This is a genomic window from Tropicibacter sp. S64, from assembly GCF_049803835.1.
Lineage (GTDB): Bacteria > Pseudomonadota > Alphaproteobacteria > Rhodobacterales > Rhodobacteraceae > Pacificoceanicola.
This window is the reverse complement of record NZ_JBNAGK010000001.1, coordinates 224,908-240,474: the sequence shown is the minus strand read 5'-3', so window position 1 is coordinate 240,474 and position 15,567 is coordinate 224,908. Positions and strand designations below refer to the sequence as shown.

General features: G+C 60.0%; 17 protein-coding genes. 9 read left to right on the top strand and 8 right to left on the bottom strand.

Annotated features, from left to right (window positions below):
• Positions 1 to 10: 10 nt before the first annotated feature.
• On the bottom strand, positions 11 to 670 hold the full coding sequence (locus ACP159_RS01250; RefSeq protein ID WP_425097793.1) for a Tim44/TimA family putative adaptor protein: 660 nt from the start codon (positions 668 to 670) through the stop codon (positions 11 to 13).
• Between the two features lie 104 nt (positions 671 to 774).
• Here ACP159_RS01250 and ACP159_RS01245 point away from each other — a divergent pair, with 104 nt between their 5' ends.
• Complete coding sequence (locus tag ACP159_RS01245) at positions 775 to 1,284, top strand: FxsA family protein (RefSeq protein ID WP_425097792.1); 510 nt, start codon at positions 775 to 777, stop codon at positions 1,282 to 1,284.
• A gap of 60 nt (positions 1,285 to 1,344) precedes the next feature.
• A complete protein-coding gene (secB, locus tag ACP159_RS01240) occupies positions 1,345 to 1,833 on the top strand; it encodes a protein-export chaperone SecB (RefSeq protein ID WP_425097791.1) in 489 nt (162 codons plus the stop codon).
• Positions 1,834 to 1,846: 13 nt separating this feature from the next.
• Here the strand turns inward: secB and dnaQ are convergent, their stop codons facing one another.
• Genes dnaQ through ACP159_RS01220 form a run of 4 tightly spaced genes read right to left on the bottom strand, consistent with a single transcriptional unit; the run spans position 1,847 to position 4,590 of the window.
• On the bottom strand, positions 1,847 to 2,584 hold the full coding sequence (gene dnaQ / locus ACP159_RS01235) for a DNA polymerase III subunit epsilon (RefSeq protein WP_425097790.1): 738 nt from the start codon (positions 2,582 to 2,584) through the stop codon (positions 1,847 to 1,849).
• Positions 2,577 to 3,170 carry a dephospho-CoA kinase gene (coaE, locus tag ACP159_RS01230; RefSeq protein WP_425097789.1) on the bottom strand — a complete coding sequence of 198 codons (594 nt, stop codon included), beginning with the start codon at positions 3,168 to 3,170 and terminating at the stop codon, positions 2,577 to 2,579. Before coaE ends, dnaQ begins: the two co-directional genes overlap by 8 nt.
• The gene (locus ACP159_RS01225; RefSeq protein ID WP_425097788.1) at positions 3,167 to 3,994 is read right to left on the bottom strand and encodes a shikimate dehydrogenase; all 828 of its coding nucleotides are present in this window, start codon (positions 3,992 to 3,994) and stop codon (positions 3,167 to 3,169) included. The genes coaE and ACP159_RS01225 overlap by 4 nt, the downstream gene beginning before the upstream one ends.
• Positions 3,991 to 4,590, bottom strand: a complete 600-nt coding sequence (locus tag ACP159_RS01220; RefSeq protein WP_425098189.1) for a Maf family protein — start codon at positions 4,588 to 4,590, stop codon at positions 3,991 to 3,993. Before ACP159_RS01220 ends, ACP159_RS01225 begins: the two co-directional genes overlap by 4 nt.
• A 502-nt stretch (positions 4,591 to 5,092) precedes the next feature.
• On the opposite strand from ACP159_RS01220, the gene rho reads away from it, so the two are divergent.
• Genes rho through ACP159_RS01190 form a run of 6 tightly spaced genes read left to right on the top strand, consistent with a single transcriptional unit; the run spans position 5,093 to position 11,902 of the window.
• On the top strand, positions 5,093 to 6,373 hold the full coding sequence (rho, locus tag ACP159_RS01215) for a transcription termination factor Rho (RefSeq protein WP_425097787.1): 1,281 nt from the start codon (positions 5,093 to 5,095) through the stop codon (positions 6,371 to 6,373).
• A gap of 13 nt (positions 6,374 to 6,386) precedes the next feature.
• The gene (gene mnmE / locus ACP159_RS01210; protein ID WP_425097786.1) at positions 6,387 to 7,670 is read left to right on the top strand and encodes a tRNA uridine-5-carboxymethylaminomethyl(34) synthesis GTPase MnmE; all 1,284 of its coding nucleotides are present in this window, start codon (positions 6,387 to 6,389) and stop codon (positions 7,668 to 7,670) included.
• 3 nt (positions 7,671 to 7,673) lie between these two features.
• Positions 7,674 to 9,551 carry a tRNA uridine-5-carboxymethylaminomethyl(34) synthesis enzyme MnmG gene (gene mnmG / locus ACP159_RS01205; protein ID WP_425097785.1) on the top strand — a complete coding sequence of 626 codons (1,878 nt, stop codon included), beginning with the start codon at positions 7,674 to 7,676 and terminating at the stop codon, positions 9,549 to 9,551.
• Positions 9,548 to 10,168, top strand: coding sequence for a 16S rRNA (guanine(527)-N(7))-methyltransferase RsmG (rsmG, locus tag ACP159_RS01200; RefSeq protein WP_425097784.1), 621 nt, complete (start codon positions 9,548 to 9,550; stop codon positions 10,166 to 10,168). Before mnmG ends, rsmG begins: the two co-directional genes overlap by 4 nt.
• Entirely contained in the window at positions 10,161 to 10,970 is an 810-nt protein-coding gene (locus ACP159_RS01195; RefSeq protein WP_425097783.1) for a ParA family protein, read from the top strand. The genes rsmG and ACP159_RS01195 overlap by 8 nt, the downstream gene beginning before the upstream one ends.
• Before the next feature lie 32 nt (positions 10,971 to 11,002).
• The gene (locus tag ACP159_RS01190) at positions 11,003 to 11,902 is read left to right on the top strand and encodes a ParB/RepB/Spo0J family partition protein (protein ID WP_425097782.1); all 900 of its coding nucleotides are present in this window, start codon (positions 11,003 to 11,005) and stop codon (positions 11,900 to 11,902) included.
• Positions 11,903 to 11,914: 12 nt separating this feature from the next.
• Here the strand turns inward: ACP159_RS01190 and hemW are convergent, their stop codons facing one another.
• The 3 genes from hemW to rph are packed head-to-tail and all read right to left on the bottom strand — an operon-like array spanning position 11,915 to position 14,386.
• Positions 11,915 to 13,102 (bottom strand): radical SAM family heme chaperone HemW, encoded by a 1,188-nt coding sequence (gene hemW, locus ACP159_RS01185; RefSeq protein ID WP_425097781.1) that lies wholly within the window; start codon positions 13,100 to 13,102, stop codon positions 11,915 to 11,917.
• Positions 13,062 to 13,676: an RdgB/HAM1 family non-canonical purine NTP pyrophosphatase gene (gene rdgB / locus ACP159_RS01180; RefSeq protein WP_425097780.1), complete on the bottom strand. Its 615-nt coding sequence runs from the start codon at positions 13,674 to 13,676 to the stop codon at positions 13,062 to 13,064. Before rdgB ends, hemW begins: the two co-directional genes overlap by 41 nt.
• On the bottom strand, positions 13,673 to 14,386 hold the full coding sequence (rph, locus tag ACP159_RS01175) for a ribonuclease PH (protein WP_425097779.1): 714 nt from the start codon (positions 14,384 to 14,386) through the stop codon (positions 13,673 to 13,675). The genes rdgB and rph overlap by 4 nt, the downstream gene beginning before the upstream one ends.
• Before the next feature lie 115 nt (positions 14,387 to 14,501).
• Between rph and hrcA the strand changes: the two genes are divergently transcribed.
• The gene (gene hrcA / locus ACP159_RS01170; protein WP_425097778.1) at positions 14,502 to 15,566 is read left to right on the top strand and encodes a heat-inducible transcriptional repressor HrcA; all 1,065 of its coding nucleotides are present in this window, start codon (positions 14,502 to 14,504) and stop codon (positions 15,564 to 15,566) included.
• The last annotated feature ends 1 nt before the right edge of the window (position 15,567 follow it).

The window sequence follows — 15,567 nt, the reverse complement described above, 5'->3', positions numbered from 1 at the left end:
GCTGTTCGTATCATTCGTCCGTTGCGACAAGCTGCCAGTTGGGATCATCGCTGCCCATGATACGCGCATAGGTCCAGATGTCTTTCTGTTTCTTCACCGCCGTTGCCGAACCTTCGATGACCTGCCCGGTATCATCCTTGACCACCGAAGTCAGTTCACCGACATAGCGCACGGTGATTTCCGCGCGGCGGGTGGCGTCGTCGAAGGTCGCCTCGACCAGGGACATTTCCCGAACGCCGACGAATTCCGCCTCGATGGTGAGTCCCTGCTCGGCGCGCTGGTCGACGACCTGCTCGAAGCTTTCGTAGACATCCTCGTCGAGGAACGGCTTCAGATCCTCGATCTCGCCCCGCTCGAAACCCATCAGGATCATCTCGTAAGCCCCGCGCGCGCCGGACAGGAAATCCGAAACGCCGAAACTGGGTTCGATCCGTTTCATCGCGGCGAGCGCCTTTGCACTGTCCGAACCTTCGGGAACGTGGTCGGTGATGTCATGATCCGGCCCGCCTTCGATCACCTCGAAATCGCGGGTATCGCGGCGCGAGGAGGACGACGGCTGCACCGGGGGTTTTTCGAACCCCTCACGCGTGCCGAGGACGCTGCGCAGGCGCAGAACCAGAAAAATGGCAATTCCGGCGAGAACCAGAAGTTGCAGGATAGGCGAGTTCATCGGCACCTCATGTTGTCGATGCATGGCATTTATGCGGTTGAGTTCCTATGTAGGTGCTGCATGCAGGCAAGTCTACCTGCGCCGGGAAAGGAAGGAGCCCGCTCATGTGGTTGTTCGTCGCGTTTCTGATGGTGCCCTTGATTGAAATTGCCCTGTTCATTCAGGTTGGCGGCCTGATCGGGCTTTGGCCGACGCTGGCGGTGGTGGTCATCACGGCTATCCTGGGCACCTGGATGGTGAAGCAACAGGGCCGGGCGGCCATTGCGAACCTGCAGTCGTCCTTTTCCCGCCTCGAAAACCCGAGCGAGCCGCTGGCCCATGGGGCGATGATCCTCGTGTCCGGTGCGCTGCTGCTGACGCCGGGGTTCTTTACCGACGCGGTGGGCTTTGCCCTGTTGTTCCCGCCGGTGCGCGTGGCGGTGTTCAAATGGTTGCGGAGCCGGGTCAAGGTCACGTCCTTCCAGATGGGCGGCGAAATGCATGTCCGGCGGGATGCGCCACAGCGCGATCCTTACGCCGCACACCGTCCCGGCGACGTGATCGACGGCGAGTTCACCGAAGTGCCGAAAGACAAGGCTCCCAATCACCCCGGCTCCGGCTGGACGAGGCATTGAGCCTTTGCGCCCTGCCTGTTAAGGCTTGGCGCGATATTTTGACCCAGCGGAGTTCGGCTCATGGCAGAAAACGAAAACGGCGCGGCGCCCCAAGTCCCGCAGCCCCCGAAAATGAACATCCTTGCGCAGTTCGTTCGCGACCTGTCGTTCGAGAACATCCTGTCGCAGAAAGGTGTGACCGGCGAGGTCCAGCCGGACGTGCAGGTTCAGGTTAACCTCGACGCCAAGAAGCGTTCGGCGGAGCACCAGTATGAGGTCGTCCTCAAGCTGAAGGTCGAAGCCAAGTCCAAGGGAACGGGCGATCACCTGTTCGTGCTGGAGCTGGATTATGCCGGTGTGTTCCAGATCGAGAACGTTCCCGAGGACCAGATGCATCCGTTCCTGCTGATCGAATGCCCGCGGATGATCTTCCCGTTCGTGCGCCGCATCGTCTCGGACGTGACCCGCGACGGTGGCTTCATGCCACTGAACCTCGACACCATCGACTTCCTTGCCCTGTACCGCGCGGAAATCGCGCGCCGTCAGCAGGAAGCCGCGCCGGTATCCTGACGGGGCCGGGCGCTCAGGTCTTGAGCCAGAGCGCCTTCTCCCCCAATTTGGCGACAAAGGTGGCGTGAGCCGCCTTTTCCTTTTCCGTGATGCGAGGCGGCAGCGGCGTGCTGCGCGGTTTCGGGCGCCAGTCGGTTTCGACCTGCTGCGCGGATCCGTTTCCCTTCTGCACCGGCGCGGCAAGGCCGAAGTCCGGCTGTTTGCCCCCAATCAGCTCAAGGTACACGTCCGCAAGGATTTCGCTGTCCAGCAAGGCGCCGTGCAGGGTGCGGTTCGAATTGTCGATGCCGAACCGGCGGCAGAGCGCGTCGAGGCTGGCCGGAGAGCCCGGGAATTTCTTCCGCGCGATCGCCAACGTGTCGACGGCGCGACTGTAGACGATCTGCGGCAGGCCCATCCATTTCAGTTCGGCATTGAGGAATTTCATGTCGAAGCTGGCGTTGTGGATCACCAGATTGCTGTCCTCGATAAAGTCGAGGAAAGCCTGCCCGACAGCTTTGAACACCGGCTTGTCCTTGAGCGTGACCTCGCCCGGCTTCGCGGCGCGGGGTCCGCTGACCAGCAGGTCCGGGCCGATGCCATGAATGCCGAAGGCCTCGTCCGGCATGTCACGCTCCGGGTTGATGTATTCGTGGAACGTCCGGCCCGTGGGCATGTGGTTGAACAACTCGATGGCCCCGATTTCCACGATCCGGTCGCCGGACTCCGGTTCGAAGCCCGTGGTTTCAGTGTCGAGGACGATCTCACGCATGGGTCAGCCTGTTCCGGATGTCGTTGAGCACATCCTGCACCTGCACGCGGGCATGCTCAAGTGTATCGGTCTCAATGACCCAGGTCGCCCGGGCGCATTTCTCTTCGTTCGGCATCTGTCGGGCAAGGATGCGCTCCAGATCCGCTTCGGTCATGGTGCCACGGGCAAGCACACGCTGTTGCTGAATGGCTCGGGATACGTGAACGCAGGCGGTGGCATCCATGGCCTTGTCTCCGCCCGTCTCGAAGAGCAGCGGTATGTCGAAGACGCCGATCCTGTCCGCATTGGACGCAATGAACGCTTCGCGGTCCTGCAGGACAAGCGGGTGCACGATGGCCTCGATCCGGGGCAGGGCGGTCGGATCGGCGGCAATGATCGTGCGAAGGCGGTCGCGAGAGATGGCGCCGTTTTCGATAGCGTCGGGAAATTCTTCCGACATCGGGAGAACCGCCCCACCACCACGGCCGTAGAGTCGGTGCACGGCAGCATCGGCATCCCAGACAGCGCAGCCCTCGTCGGCGAACATGGTCGCGGTGGTGGATTTTCCCATGCCGATGGAGCCGGTCAGACCGAGACGGAACTTCATGCCATCACCGCATCACGCGTATCGGCGTCCACCTGCGGTCTTTGGCCGAACCAGCGTTCAAACCCCGGAACCGCCTGATGCAGAAGCATACCGAGGCCATCGACGACGGAACACCCACGCGCCGCCGCTTCTTCGAGGAGCCGTGTCTTGAGCGGTGTGTAGACGGTATCGGTTACCACCATCCCGCGCCGCAAGCCGTCGAGCGGCACGCGGAACGGTGGCTTGCCCGCCATGCCGAGAGAGGTCGTGTTGACCACGGTGGCGCAGCCTTCGATGAGGTTTCCCGCCTGCACCCAGTCGTGGACCTTGACCCGGTGGCCGAACTCCTCGCGCAGGCGGTCGGCACGGATGCGGGTGCGGTTGGTCAGGCGGATTTCCGGGACACCGACATCAATCAGAGAGGCAATGACGGCCCGCGCCGCCCCGCCGGCACCGAAAACGAGAGCCGGGCCAGCGTGAGGCACCCAGTTCGGGACAGTCTGACGAACGTTCTGGATGAAGCCGTACCCGTCGGTGTTGTCCGCATGAATCCGGCCGTCCTCGCGAAAGATCAGGACATTGGCCGCACCGATCAGCGTCGCCCGGTCGGAAATCAGGTCGGCAATGCCCATCACCTTTTCCTTGTAGGGGGCCGTGACGTTGACCCCGAGAAACCCGAGGTCCGGAAGCCGCCGCAAGCACGACTCGAGCACGTCGGGGGCGATGTCCAATGGAACGTAGTGTCCGTTCAACCCCTGTACCCGCAACCAGTGGGCAAACAGCCGTGGCGCTGGGGAGCGGTCGACCGGAGTGCCGACAATCCCGGCAAGAGGTATCCGGCTCATCCCTCGATCACCCCCGTCAGGGAAAGGTGATTCAACAATTCGAGCAGCGGCAGGCCAAGGATGGTGAAATGATCGCCCTGGATCTGAGAGAACAGGCGGACGCCTTCCCTTTCGAGCTTGTACCCACCGACACTCTCAGCAACGTCGGGCCAGTTCCGGTCCAGGTAGCTCTCGAGATAGGCGTCCGTGAAGGTCCGCATGGTCAGCCGCGCCGTGGAAACATGGCGCCAGACGGGTCGTGTGTCTTTGTAAAGAACCGCAGCCGAAAGCAGACGGTGCGTGTTGCCCCGCAGTTGACGCAAATGCGCCTGCGCCTCCTCCCGTGTTTCCGGTTTCGAAAACAGCCTGCCATCGAATTCCAGGACCTGATCGCATCCCAGGACGGGAAGTGCCGGCAACTTGCCGGACACTTTCCGGGCCTTTGCCTCGGCCAAAGCGTCGGCGATGTCCCGGGGTGGGGCATCCTCGGCGAGAAGCGCCATCTTGATGGCCTCCTCATCCAGCCGGGGCGATTCGCACTGGACCGAAAGTCCGGCCGCGCGCAGCAGATCGGCGCGGATTCGGGAGCCGGATGCGAGGATCAAGTCAGGATTCATGTGGACAAAACTGGGAGAAACCTTGTGGCCGGATACCCGGATGGTTTTGGGGAAAAATCCGTTGTCTTGCAAGCCTCGGGACGACTCCCGTGGTTCAGGATCGCTCGCATCCCTTTTCCTGTCTGTGGGAGGGATAAATGTGAGGATGTGAACAGCGGCGTTGTCACGGAACTTACACACGGACCTGTCCAATGTGTCTCCTGCCGCGCGCAGTCAGGAAAGCCTGGCATGATGCCGATGCCTGGAGAAAGTATCCACAAGGATGTCCCGAAGACGGAACGCTGTGAACAAACTTTCGTAAGACTCGTTAATCCACAGTTAACGGTGCTCCCTATCTAAAACCAAAACCTTTTATTCTTTATTAAATTCTAGGGAAGAAAGGCCGTGTGGCCATGGAGATTGACGAGCGTGCTGCGGATGGGTTAGGACGCCACTACTCCTGTTCTGGAGCAGCTTCCCATCAAGACAAAGAAAGCGGGCGTCATTGCCTGGAGGGTAACCCATGACCCAAGACCTCGAAGACCGTTTGAACCTGGCGGACCTGAAAGCCAAGAGTCCGAAAGATCTGCTCGCCATGGCCGAAGAGCTTGAGATCGAGAACGCCTCGACCATGCGCAAAGGCGAGATGATGTTCCAGATCCTGCGTGAGCGGGCGGACGAGGGCTGGGACATTTTCGGGGATGGGGTGCTGGAGGTGCTTCAGGATGGTTTCGGTTTCCTGCGCTCGCCGGAGGCCAACTATTTGCCTGGTCCCGATGATATCTACGTGTCGCCGGACATGATCCGGAAATACTCGCTGCGGACCGGTGACACCATTGATGGGGAGATCAAGGCTCCGGATGGCGAGGAACGGTATTTTTGTCTTGTGTCGGTGACGAAGATCAACTTCGAGGATCCGGAGAAGGCACGGCACAAGGTTGCCTTTGACAACCTGACGCCGCTCTACCCGGATGAGCGGCTGAAAATGGAAATCGAAGACCCGACGATCAAGGACCGCTCGGCGCGTGTGATCGATCTCGTGGCACCGATTGGCAAGGGTCAGCGGAGCCTGATCGTCGCACCGCCGCGGACCGGCAAGACGGTGATCCTGCAAAACATCGCGCATTCGATCGAGAAGAACCATCCGGAGTGTTACCTGATCGTTCTGTTGATCGATGAACGCCCGGAGGAAGTGACGGACATGCAGCGGTCCGTGAAGGGAGAGGTTGTGTCCTCGACCTTCGACGAACCGGCGCAGCGGCACGTGGCGGTTTCGGAAATGGTGATCGAGAAAGCCAAGCGGCTGGTTGAGCATAAGCGAGATGTTGTCATTCTTTTGGACTCTATCACAAGACTTGGTAGAGCATTCAACACTGTTGTGCCTTCGTCGGGTAAAGTGTTGACAGGTGGTGTGGATGCCAATGCGTTGCAGCGTCCGAAACGGTTCTTTGGCGCGGCTCGGAACATTGAAGAGGGCGGTTCGCTGACAATCATCGCGACGGCGCTGATTGATACAGGCTCACGGATGGACGAGGTGATTTTCGAGGAGTTCAAGGGGACGGGTAATTCGGAAATCGTTCTGGATCGCAAGATTGCGGACAAGCGGGTGTTCCCGGCCATCGACATTCTCAAGTCCGGGACGCGGAAGGAGGATCTGCTGGTCGAGAAGACCGATTTGCAGAAGACTTTCCTCCTGCGCCGGATACTCAACCCTATGGGTACCACGGACGGGATTGAGTTCCTGCTGTCGAAGCTGAAGCAGACCAAGTCGAACGCGGAATTCTTCGACTCGATGAACAGCTGACGCCGGCAATGTCATGGATACGATCTTTGCCTTGGCATCGGCGCCGGGAAAGGCTGGCGTTTCGGTAATTCGCGTCTCCGGTCCCGCGGCGCTCGCCGCCGGGAAAGTTCTGTGCGGAGATGTGCCGAAGCCGCGGGTCGCTGCGCTGCGCAAGCTGGTCGGGGCCGAAGGTGCGGTTCTGGATGAGGCGCTTGTTCTCGTGTTCGATGCCGGCAAGAGTTTCACGGGCGAGTCCGTGGTCGAATTCCAGGTACATGGCGGCACTGCCGTCATTTCCGCTGTTCTGGACAGGCTGGCCGGACTTGACGGTTTGCGGCACGCCGAGGCGGGCGAGTTTACGCGTCGTGCGCTGGAAAACGGAAAACTTGACCTGACTCAGGTCGAAGCGCTGGCCGATCTGATTGATGCAGAAACGGAGAGCCAGCGGAAGCAAGCGGTCGAGGTGCTGTCCGGTGCCCTTGGTGCGTTGGTCGACTCCTGGCGCCGGGACATCATCCGTGCCGCTTCCTTGCTCGAAGCTACGATTGATTTTGCCGATGAAGAGGTGCCTGTTGATGTCAGTGATGAAGTGCGTGGGCTCGTTTCGAATGTTCACGATCAGATTGCTGCTCAACTGTCGGGGCTGACCGCAGCCGAACGTGTGAGAACGGGATTCGAGGTTGCCATTGTTGGTTCACCGAATGTCGGAAAATCCACGCTTCTGAATTTTCTGGCCGGCCGGGATGCAGCGATCACGTCCGAGGTGGCTGGGACCACACGGGACGTCATCGAAGTCCGCATGGATATTGGGGGGTTCGCGGTCACCTTGATCGATACGGCCGGACTTCGTGACACGAGCGACGTTGTCGAGGCCCTGGGCGTTGATCGGGCCAAGATGAGAGCGGATCGGGCGGATGTTCGTGTACATCTGCTGGAGCCAGGGGGAGCTCCGGTTCTCGCGGTGAGACAGAACGATATTGTGCTGACTGGAAAGGCAGATATGTCGGGCGAAACTGACGGCGTTTCGGGTTTGACAGGCTACGGCGTTTCCGGGTTTCTCGACACGTTGAAGGGCATCTTGCAGGACTTGAGTGCAGGGGCGGGCGTTGCAAGTCGGGTTCGGCATCGTCAGGTGCTTGAAAAAGGCAAGGACCATCTGCAGGCGGCACTTGTGCTGTTGGACGATGGCCCCGATCTGTATGATGTCGCAAGTGAAGAGATTCGCGTGGCTGCAAGGTCAATGAGCGCACTGTTGGGATATGTCGATGTTGAGCATTTGCTCGACGAGATCTTTTCCAGCTTCTGTGTCGGCAAGTGAGGAGTGTTTCACGTGAAACAAAATCAGTTCGACGTCGTCGTCATCGGCGGGGGTCATGCCGGCACCGAAGCTGCCGCCGCCGCAGCGCGGATGGGCGCTGAGACCGCTCTGATCACATTGCGGAAGACAGATCTTGGCGTGATGTCCTGCAATCCGGCAATTGGTGGCTTGGGAAAGGGACACCTCGTTCGCGAAATCGACGCGATGGACGGTGTAATGGGCCGCGTGGCGGACCAAGCCGGCATACAGTTTCGCTTGCTGAACCGTAGAAAAGGTCCGGCGGTTCAAGGCCCGCGCGCTCAGGCGGATCGCAAGTTGTACCGGGCCGGCATGCAGAAAGCCTTGTCAGGCATTGTCAATCTGCATGTAATCGAAGCGGAAGTTGTTGATTTTCTACTGGATGGACAAACGGTCACTGGCGTTGTTCTTGCCGACGATATGACATTGAGATGCGCGACGGTCGTTCTGACGAGCGGCACCTTCCTGCGTGGAATCATTCATATCGGGGATCATCACTATCCCGGCGGTCGTATGGGAGATCGGCCTTCTGTCCGTTTGGCGGAACGCATTGACGATTTCGGGTTGAACCTCGGACGGTTGAAGACTGGAACGCCACCTCGTCTGGATGGCAAAACCATCAACTGGGACGTCTTGGAAAGCCAACCGGGTGACGATGACCCGACGCTTTTTTCTTTCCTCTCCAAGACAGTCACGGCCAGACAGGTCTCCTGTGGGATTACGCATACCAACCAGAAGACCCACGATATCATCCGGGAGAATCTTTCCCGTTCTGCCATGTACGGCGGTCACATCAGTGGCGTTGGGCCAAGGTACTGTCCCTCCATCGAAGACAAGGTGGTAAGATTCTCGGAAAAGGACAGCCACCAGATCTTTCTGGAACCGGAGGGACTGGACGATGACACTGTTTATCCGAACGGGATATCGACCTCGCTTCCCGAAGACGTGCAGGAGCGATACGTTAGAAGTATCGTCGGACTTGAAGATGTCCGAATATTGCAACCGGGATATGCCATCGAATACGATTACGTCGACCCGAGGGAACTGAACTCCACACTGGCCGTTCGAGCCGTCAACGGTCTTTTCCTTGCTGGTCAGATCAACGGCACGACAGGGTACGAGGAAGCGGCGGCTCAGGGATTGGTCGCTGGCTTGAATGCGGCGGCCGATGCCATGGGGCGAGAGCAGGTGCGATTCGGTCGTAGCGAGAGCTACATTGGCGTCATGATTGATGATCTTGTGACGCGCGGGGTATCGGAACCGTATCGCATGTTCACATCGCGGGCGGAATTCCGGCTGTCCCTCAGGGCAGACAACGCCGACCAAAGGTTGACGCCGAAAGCCATTGAACTGGGTTGCATCTCGCAGGAGAGACGCGTTGCTTTCGAGGCCAAGCGAGAGGCGTTGGACGCCGCTCGAAATATCGCGGAGTCTATCTTTCTTTCGAACTCGGACCTTGCGACAATTGGAGCTTCTACGAAATCTGATGGGCAGAAGCGGACGGCCTACCACGCGTTGTCTCTCAAGGATGTCGAATTCGCGGACATTTGTACGCTAAGTGGGGATTGTCGTCATATTGATCCTGAAATTGGTGCGCAACTGAAGCGAGAAGCTCTGTACGCCAATTATCTTGAGCGCCAGAATCGGGACGTCGAGACTTTGAAGCGGGATGAAGCCCTCAAGATTCCGGCCAACTTCAATTTTGACTCGCTTTCCAGTCTATCGACGGAGCTGAAAATGAAATTGAAGGCAGCCATGCCTGAAGATCTGGCCCAGGCCAGCCGGATTGACGGAATGACACCTGCGGCCCTGACCCTCATTCTCGCCCGCATTCGTCAGAGCAATCGGCGTACCAGTGCATGAGCAAGACCCTGTCAGTCTCCGGTATCCATGTTTCACGTGAAACAATGGACCGGCTCGAGCTCTACCGGGACCTCCTTCGGCACTGGAATCCAAAAATTAACCTTGTTTCTCCCGGGACGCTCAGCGACGCGTGGACCCGCCATATGGAAGATTCCGCGCAGATCCTGGCTCACGCTTCCGGGTCACCAACGACATGGACAGACTTGGGAAGCGGCGGCGGATTTCCGGGAATGGTGATCGCCATAATCATGGCCGAGACATCGCCATCCACCAAGGTGAAGCTGATCGAGAGCGACATAAGAAAGTGTACATTTCTGCGGACGGTCGCACGAGAAGCCGGGATAAGACCGGACATTCAGACCAAGCGTATAGAGGCCGCTGTGCCGAGCAACGCGGATGTTGTAACCGCACGGGCTCTCGCGCCACTCAACACTTTGCTGGGGTATGTATCGCGGCACTTGGCGACGACGGGCAGGGCCTACCTACCGAAAGGCGAAAACTGGCAAGCCGAGGTCCAGACCGCACAAGAATCGTGGCATTTCACGCTCATAACTCATAAAAGCAAGACCAATCCCAACGCAGTTGTCCTCGAAATCGGAGAGATCATCCATGTCTGATCTGACGCGCTCGGCCAATCCCAAGATCATAGCCGTGGCCAACCAAAAGGGAGGTGTCGGCAAGACGACGACCACGATCAACCTCGGAGCAGCCCTCGCGGAAAAAGGGCAGAACGTCCTGATCGTCGATCTCGATCCGCAGGGAAATGCATCTACGGGTCTAGGGATTGAACCGGATGACCGTATTTACACCACATATGATCTCTTGCTCGAAGATGTAGACTTGAGAGAAGTCATTCTCACTACATCTACCGAAAACTTGAAGCTCATCCCGGCCAACGTCGATCTGAGCTCTGCCGACATTGAGCTCATGTCGAACGAAAAGCGCAGCTTCCTTCTGCATGACACCCTTCGGCAACCGGCCATGGAGACCTTCAGTTTCGACTATATCCTGATCGACTGCCCGCCTTCGTTGAACCTGTTGACGGTCAACGCCATGGTCGCAGCTCATTCGATCCTTGTCCCGTTGCAGAGCGAGTTCTTTGCGCTTGAAGGACTCTCGCAGCTCATGCTGACCATACGGGACGTACGCCAGTCCGCCAATCCGGACCTGCGCATCGAAGGCGTGGTCCTGACCATGTACGACGCGCGCAACAACCTGTCCCAGCAGGTCGAGGCGGACGCCCGGGCCAATCTTGCGGATCTCGTCTTCCAGACGGTGATTCCGCGCAATGTCCGCGTGAGCGAGGCGCCGTCCTACGCGCTCCCGGTCCTGGCCTATGACACGCAATCGAAGGGCGCGGCAGCTTACCGTATGCTGGCTGACGAGCTGGTGGCCAAGAACACGAAACTGGCGGCCTGACCGCCAGTCCGACAACAGAAGAGGGGGCCGGTATGGCAGACAAGAAAGAACAGCGGCGCGGTCTCGGTCGCGGCCTGTCGGCATTGATGGCGGATGTGGAAACCCAACCGCGTCCGCAGGAGAACGCGCCGGTCCGTCCGGACCGCTTGGTTCCGATCGAGCGGGTCGTGCCAAACCCGGACCAGCCTCGCCGGACATTCACCGAGGCCCAGCTGCACGAGTTGGCGGAGTCCATCCGGACAAAGGGCATCATCCAGCCCTTGATCGTCCGGCAGAATCCGCGCGATCCGGAGCAGTTTGAAATTGTCGCCGGAGAGCGCCGCTGGCGCGCAGCCCAGATCGTGCAACTGCATGAAATCCCGGTGCTCGTCCGCGATTTCGACGATACCGAAGTCCTCGAAGTCGCCATCATCGAGAACATCCAGCGCGCCGATCTCAACGCCATCGAAGAGGCTGCCGGCTACCGTCAACTGATGTTCAAATTCGGCCACACCCAGGAAAAGCTTGCCGAAGCCCTGGGCAAGAGCCGCAGTCATATTGCCAATCTGATGCGGCTCCTCAACTTGCCTGACACGGTACAGGACATGGTGGTGAAAGGCGACCTCAGTGCGGGTCATGCCCGGACTTTGGTGACAGCGCCCAATCCGGAAAGCCTGGCCCGAACCATCGTCGAAAAAGGACTCTCGGTCCGCGCTGCGGAGAAGCTGGTCAAGGATTCCTCAGCACCAGAACGGCCGAAGCCGCAGCCGAGTGGATCCTTCAAGGTCGAAAAGGACGCCGACACGCGGGCGCTCGAGGGGGATCTGTCCGCAGCCCTCAGCATGAAGGTCTCGATCGACCACAAGCCGGGTCAGGAGGCAGGCAAACTGACCATTTCCTATGAGTCGCTCGAACAGCTGGACGCACTCTGCGCTTTGCTCAGCACCGGCTGAGTGCCGCACCAATCACGGCAGGAGTTCAGCGATAATCGCGTTCAGAACCAAGCGGCCCTTCGGCGTGACGCCAAGGGCCGTTTCGGTTTTCCAGACAAGCCCCATCTCAACGAGGTCTGCCACGCTCTCTGTGTTCAAGGCGCCCGGGGCCATCCGCTGCAGCCGATCCAGTACGATCCCTTCGTGGATTCGCAAACCCATCATCAGGTACTCTGCCACACGATCCGCATCGGTCAGGATATCGGTCTGAATATCGCCGGAGCCGGACTTGACCCGCTCCAGCCAGGCGCCCGGCGCAGAGGCGGCTACGGTCGCCATCTTTCGGCCATGCACCGTCAGCCGCCCGTGCGCCCCGGGACCTACGCCGGCATAATCCCCGTATCGCCAGTAAATCAGGTTGTGGCGAGATTCCGCGCCGGGCGCGGCATGGTTGGACACCTCATAGGCGGGCATCCCGGCCGCGTTGCAAATCTCTTGGGTCAGATCATACATATCCGCCCCGAGATCCTCATCCGGCAGGCCTTTCAGCTTTCCGGCGTTGTAGCGATCACCAAAAGCCGTGCCCTGTTCGATGGTCAGTTGGTAAAGGGAGAGGTGCTCGACGGACAACTCCAGCGCCTCATTCAACTCAGCCCGCCAGCCCTCCAGCGTCTGTCCTTGCCGTCCATAGATCAAATCGAAGCTGACCCGGTCGAAGGCCTGCCTTGCGATGTGAAACGCGGCCTTCGCCTCCTCGACATCATGCAGTCGCCCGAGACGCCGCAAATCGTCTTCGCGAAGCGACTGCACGCCAAGCGACACCCGGTTCACACCGGCCTCGGCATAACCCTCGAAGCGTCGCGCCTCGACCGAGCGCGGGTTGGCTTCCAAAGTGATCTCGATGTCGTTGGCCCAGGTCCAGTCTTCTTTCGCAGCCTCCAGAACGCTCCGGACGGTGGCGGGCTCCATCAGAGAGGGCGTACCGCCGCCAAAAAAGATGGATTTCAACACACGTCCGGGAGTCAGCGATGCGACGCGCCGCACTTCCTGAGCCAGCGTCTCTGCCCAGACACGCTGGTCGATCGACCGCGTGACATGGGAGTTGAAGTCACAGTAAGGGCACTTTGCCTCGCAGAACGGCCAGTGCACGTAGAGGCCAAAACCCCCGTTCTGCCAATCCTCAAGCGTCAAAGCAGCCTGCAACGAATTTGCGGAACGCATCGGCGCGGTGGCTGATCCTGTTCTTCTCCCAGCGGTCCATCTCTCCGAAGGTGATGTCATAACCGTCGGGCTGGAAGATCGGGTCATAGCCATGCCCCTGATCCCCACGCATCGGCCAGACAACCTGACCTTCCATCACGCCGGGGAAGACCTCGTCATGACCATCGGGCCAGGCAAGCACCAGCGTACAGCAGAACCGCGCGGTCCAGGGGGCAGGGGCGCCGCGTTCCACAAGAAGGTCATGCGACCTGGTCATCGCCATGACGAAGTCGCGACCAGAGCCTGTTTCGGCCCAATCCGCAGTATACACACCCGGTGCCTTGTCCAGCGCGTCGATCTCGATGCCGCTGTCGTCGGACATGGCGGGAAGGCCAGTCGCCTTCGCCGCCGCATGCGCCTTGATCCGGGCATTCTCGACAAAGGTCGACCCGTCTTCCACCGGCTCCGGCAGGTTCATCTCCTTCGCGCCGACCACCTCCACGCCAAACGGCGTCAAGAGGTCGGCAATCTCCTCCAGCTTGCCCTGGTTGTGAGTTGCGACGAGCAGCCGGGTGCCGGTGAATTTCCGGGTCATCCGATCGCTGCCTTCTGGAATTCCACAAGTTCGCCAACGCCCTTCTCAGCGAGGTCCATCAACTGGCCCATCTGGGCGCGGGTGAAGGTTGCGCCCTCGGCGGACATCTGCACCTCGATCAGCTGGCCGTCGCCGCGCAGGATGAAGTTTCCATCGACGCCGGCCTCGCTGTCCTCGGGATAGTCGAGATCGAGCACCGCTTGCCCCGCGTAGATGCCGCAGCTCACGGCAGCGACAGGAGAGATCAGCGGATCGGTCTTGATGTCGCCCGCCTTCATCAGCTTGTTCACCGCCATGCGCAGCGCAACCCAGCCGCCGGTGATGGAAGCACAGCGGGTTCCGCCGTCTGCCTGGATCACGTCACAGTCGATGGTGATCTGCCGTTCGCCCATGGCGACCCGGTCCACACCGGCGCGCAGAGCGCGGCCGATCAGGCGCTGGATTTCCACGGTGCGGCCGCCTTGCTTGCCGGTTGTGGCTTCCCGCCGCATCCGCGAAGAGGTCGAGCGCGGCAGCATCCCGTATTCCGCCGTCACCCAGCCCAGGCCGGAGCCCTTGATGAAGGGTGGCACGCGCTCTTCGAGCGAGGCGGTGCAGAGCACATGGGTGTCGCCCATCTTGATCAGGCAGGAGCCCTCGGCATGTTTCGTGACGCCCGTTTCGATTGAAACCGCGCGCATTTCACTTAAATTCCGTCCCGAAGGTCTCATGTTTTTCCTCTCGTCAAAGCTGCGCCACGGATAGACGGGCGGAGCCCCTGCACGCAACCCCGATTGACGCCGTGGCCCATGCCACTTTAATGATCGGACGCTCAAGAGGACATCGATGAACAAGGCGAACGAAGTACTCTCCCAGATGAACGATCGCTCGCGCGAGGTGTTTCGCCGGGTGGTCGAAGGCTATCTCGAGTCCGGCGGGCCTGTCGGGTCACGCACGTTGACGCGGACGCTGTCGGAAAAGGTTTCGGCGGCGACGATCCGCAATGTCATGCAGGATCTGGAGTTCCTCGGGCTTCTCGACAGTCCGCACGTCTCCGCCGGGCGGATTCCGACGCAACTTGGCCTTCGGATGTTCGTCGACAGCCTGCTGGAGGTGCGCGACCTCGATCACACCGATCGCGAAAAGATCGACGCGACCATGGGGGCCAACGCGCAGGATGTCGGCGGCCTGCTGGACAGCATCGGCTCCGCACTATCCGGGGTGACACACGGCGCCTCCCTGGTGCTGACTCCGAAGCACGAAGCGCCGCTCAAACATATCGAATTCGTTTCCCTCGGCCATGACCGGGCACTTGTCGTGATCGTCTTTGCCGACGGCCACGTCGAGAACCGCGTCTTTACCCCGCCACCGGGGCAGACGCCCAGTTCGATGCGGGAAGCGGCAAATTTCGTCAACGCGCTGGTCGAGGGTCGCACTCTCGAAGAGTTGCGCGCAGTCATGCACGAGGAGATCAAGCGGCGCCGGCAGGAACTCGACACCCTGGCCGCCGAGTTGATCGAAGCCGGTGTGGCTGTCTGGGACGGGACCTCGGACAATTCCGCGCGGCTCATCGTGCGGGGCAGGGCGAATCTGCTGGGCGACGACTCGGCGGAAGAGGAGCTGGAGCGCATACGGCAGCTGTTCGACGATCTCGAACGCAAACGGGACATAGCGGAATTTCTCGAATTGACCGATCAGGGCGACGGCGTGCGCATTTTCATCGGCTCGGAGAACAAACTTTTCTCACTTTCGGGTTCCTCTCTGGTGGTGTCTCCATATATGAACGCTGACCGTAAGATCATTGGCGCGGTGGGGGTCATCGGACCCACGCGTCTCAACTATGGCCGGATCGTCCCGATCGTGGACTACACGGCGCAGCTGGTGGGCAGATTGCTGTCAGACCGGAGTTAGA

Coding starts and splice junctions, on each gene's coding strand:
- ACP159_RS01250 (WP_425097793.1), bottom strand. CDS start 670: ATGAACTCGCCTATCCTGCAACTTCTGGTTCTCGCCGGAATTGCCATT.
- ACP159_RS01245 (WP_425097792.1), top strand. CDS start 775: ATGTGGTTGTTCGTCGCGTTTCTGATGGTGCCCTTGATTGAAATTGCC.
- secB (WP_425097791.1), top strand. CDS start 1,345: ATGGCAGAAAACGAAAACGGCGCGGCGCCCCAAGTCCCGCAGCCCCCG.
- dnaQ (WP_425097790.1), bottom strand. CDS start 2,584: ATGCGTGAGATCGTCCTCGACACTGAAACCACGGGCTTCGAACCGGAG.
- coaE (WP_425097789.1), bottom strand. CDS start 3,170: ATGAAGTTCCGTCTCGGTCTGACCGGCTCCATCGGCATGGGAAAATCC.
- ACP159_RS01225 (WP_425097788.1), bottom strand. CDS start 3,994: ATGAGCCGGATACCTCTTGCCGGGATTGTCGGCACTCCGGTCGACCGC.
- ACP159_RS01220 (WP_425098189.1), bottom strand. CDS start 4,590: ATGAATCCTGACTTGATCCTCGCATCCGGCTCCCGAATCCGCGCCGAT.
- rho (WP_425097787.1), top strand. CDS start 5,093: ATGACCCAAGACCTCGAAGACCGTTTGAACCTGGCGGACCTGAAAGCC.
- mnmE (WP_425097786.1), top strand. CDS start 6,387: ATGGATACGATCTTTGCCTTGGCATCGGCGCCGGGAAAGGCTGGCGTT.
- rsmG (WP_425097784.1), top strand. CDS start 9,548: ATGAGCAAGACCCTGTCAGTCTCCGGTATCCATGTTTCACGTGAAACA.
- ACP159_RS01195 (WP_425097783.1), top strand. CDS start 10,161: ATGTCTGATCTGACGCGCTCGGCCAATCCCAAGATCATAGCCGTGGCC.
- ACP159_RS01190 (WP_425097782.1), top strand. CDS start 11,003: ATGGCAGACAAGAAAGAACAGCGGCGCGGTCTCGGTCGCGGCCTGTCG.
- hemW (WP_425097781.1), bottom strand. CDS start 13,102: ATGCGTTCCGCAAATTCGTTGCAGGCTGCTTTGACGCTTGAGGATTGG.
- rdgB (WP_425097780.1), bottom strand. CDS start 13,676: ATGACCCGGAAATTCACCGGCACCCGGCTGCTCGTCGCAACTCACAAC.
- rph (WP_425097779.1), bottom strand. CDS start 14,386: ATGAGACCTTCGGGACGGAATTTAAGTGAAATGCGCGCGGTTTCAATC.
- hrcA (WP_425097778.1), top strand. CDS start 14,502: ATGAACAAGGCGAACGAAGTACTCTCCCAGATGAACGATCGCTCGCGC.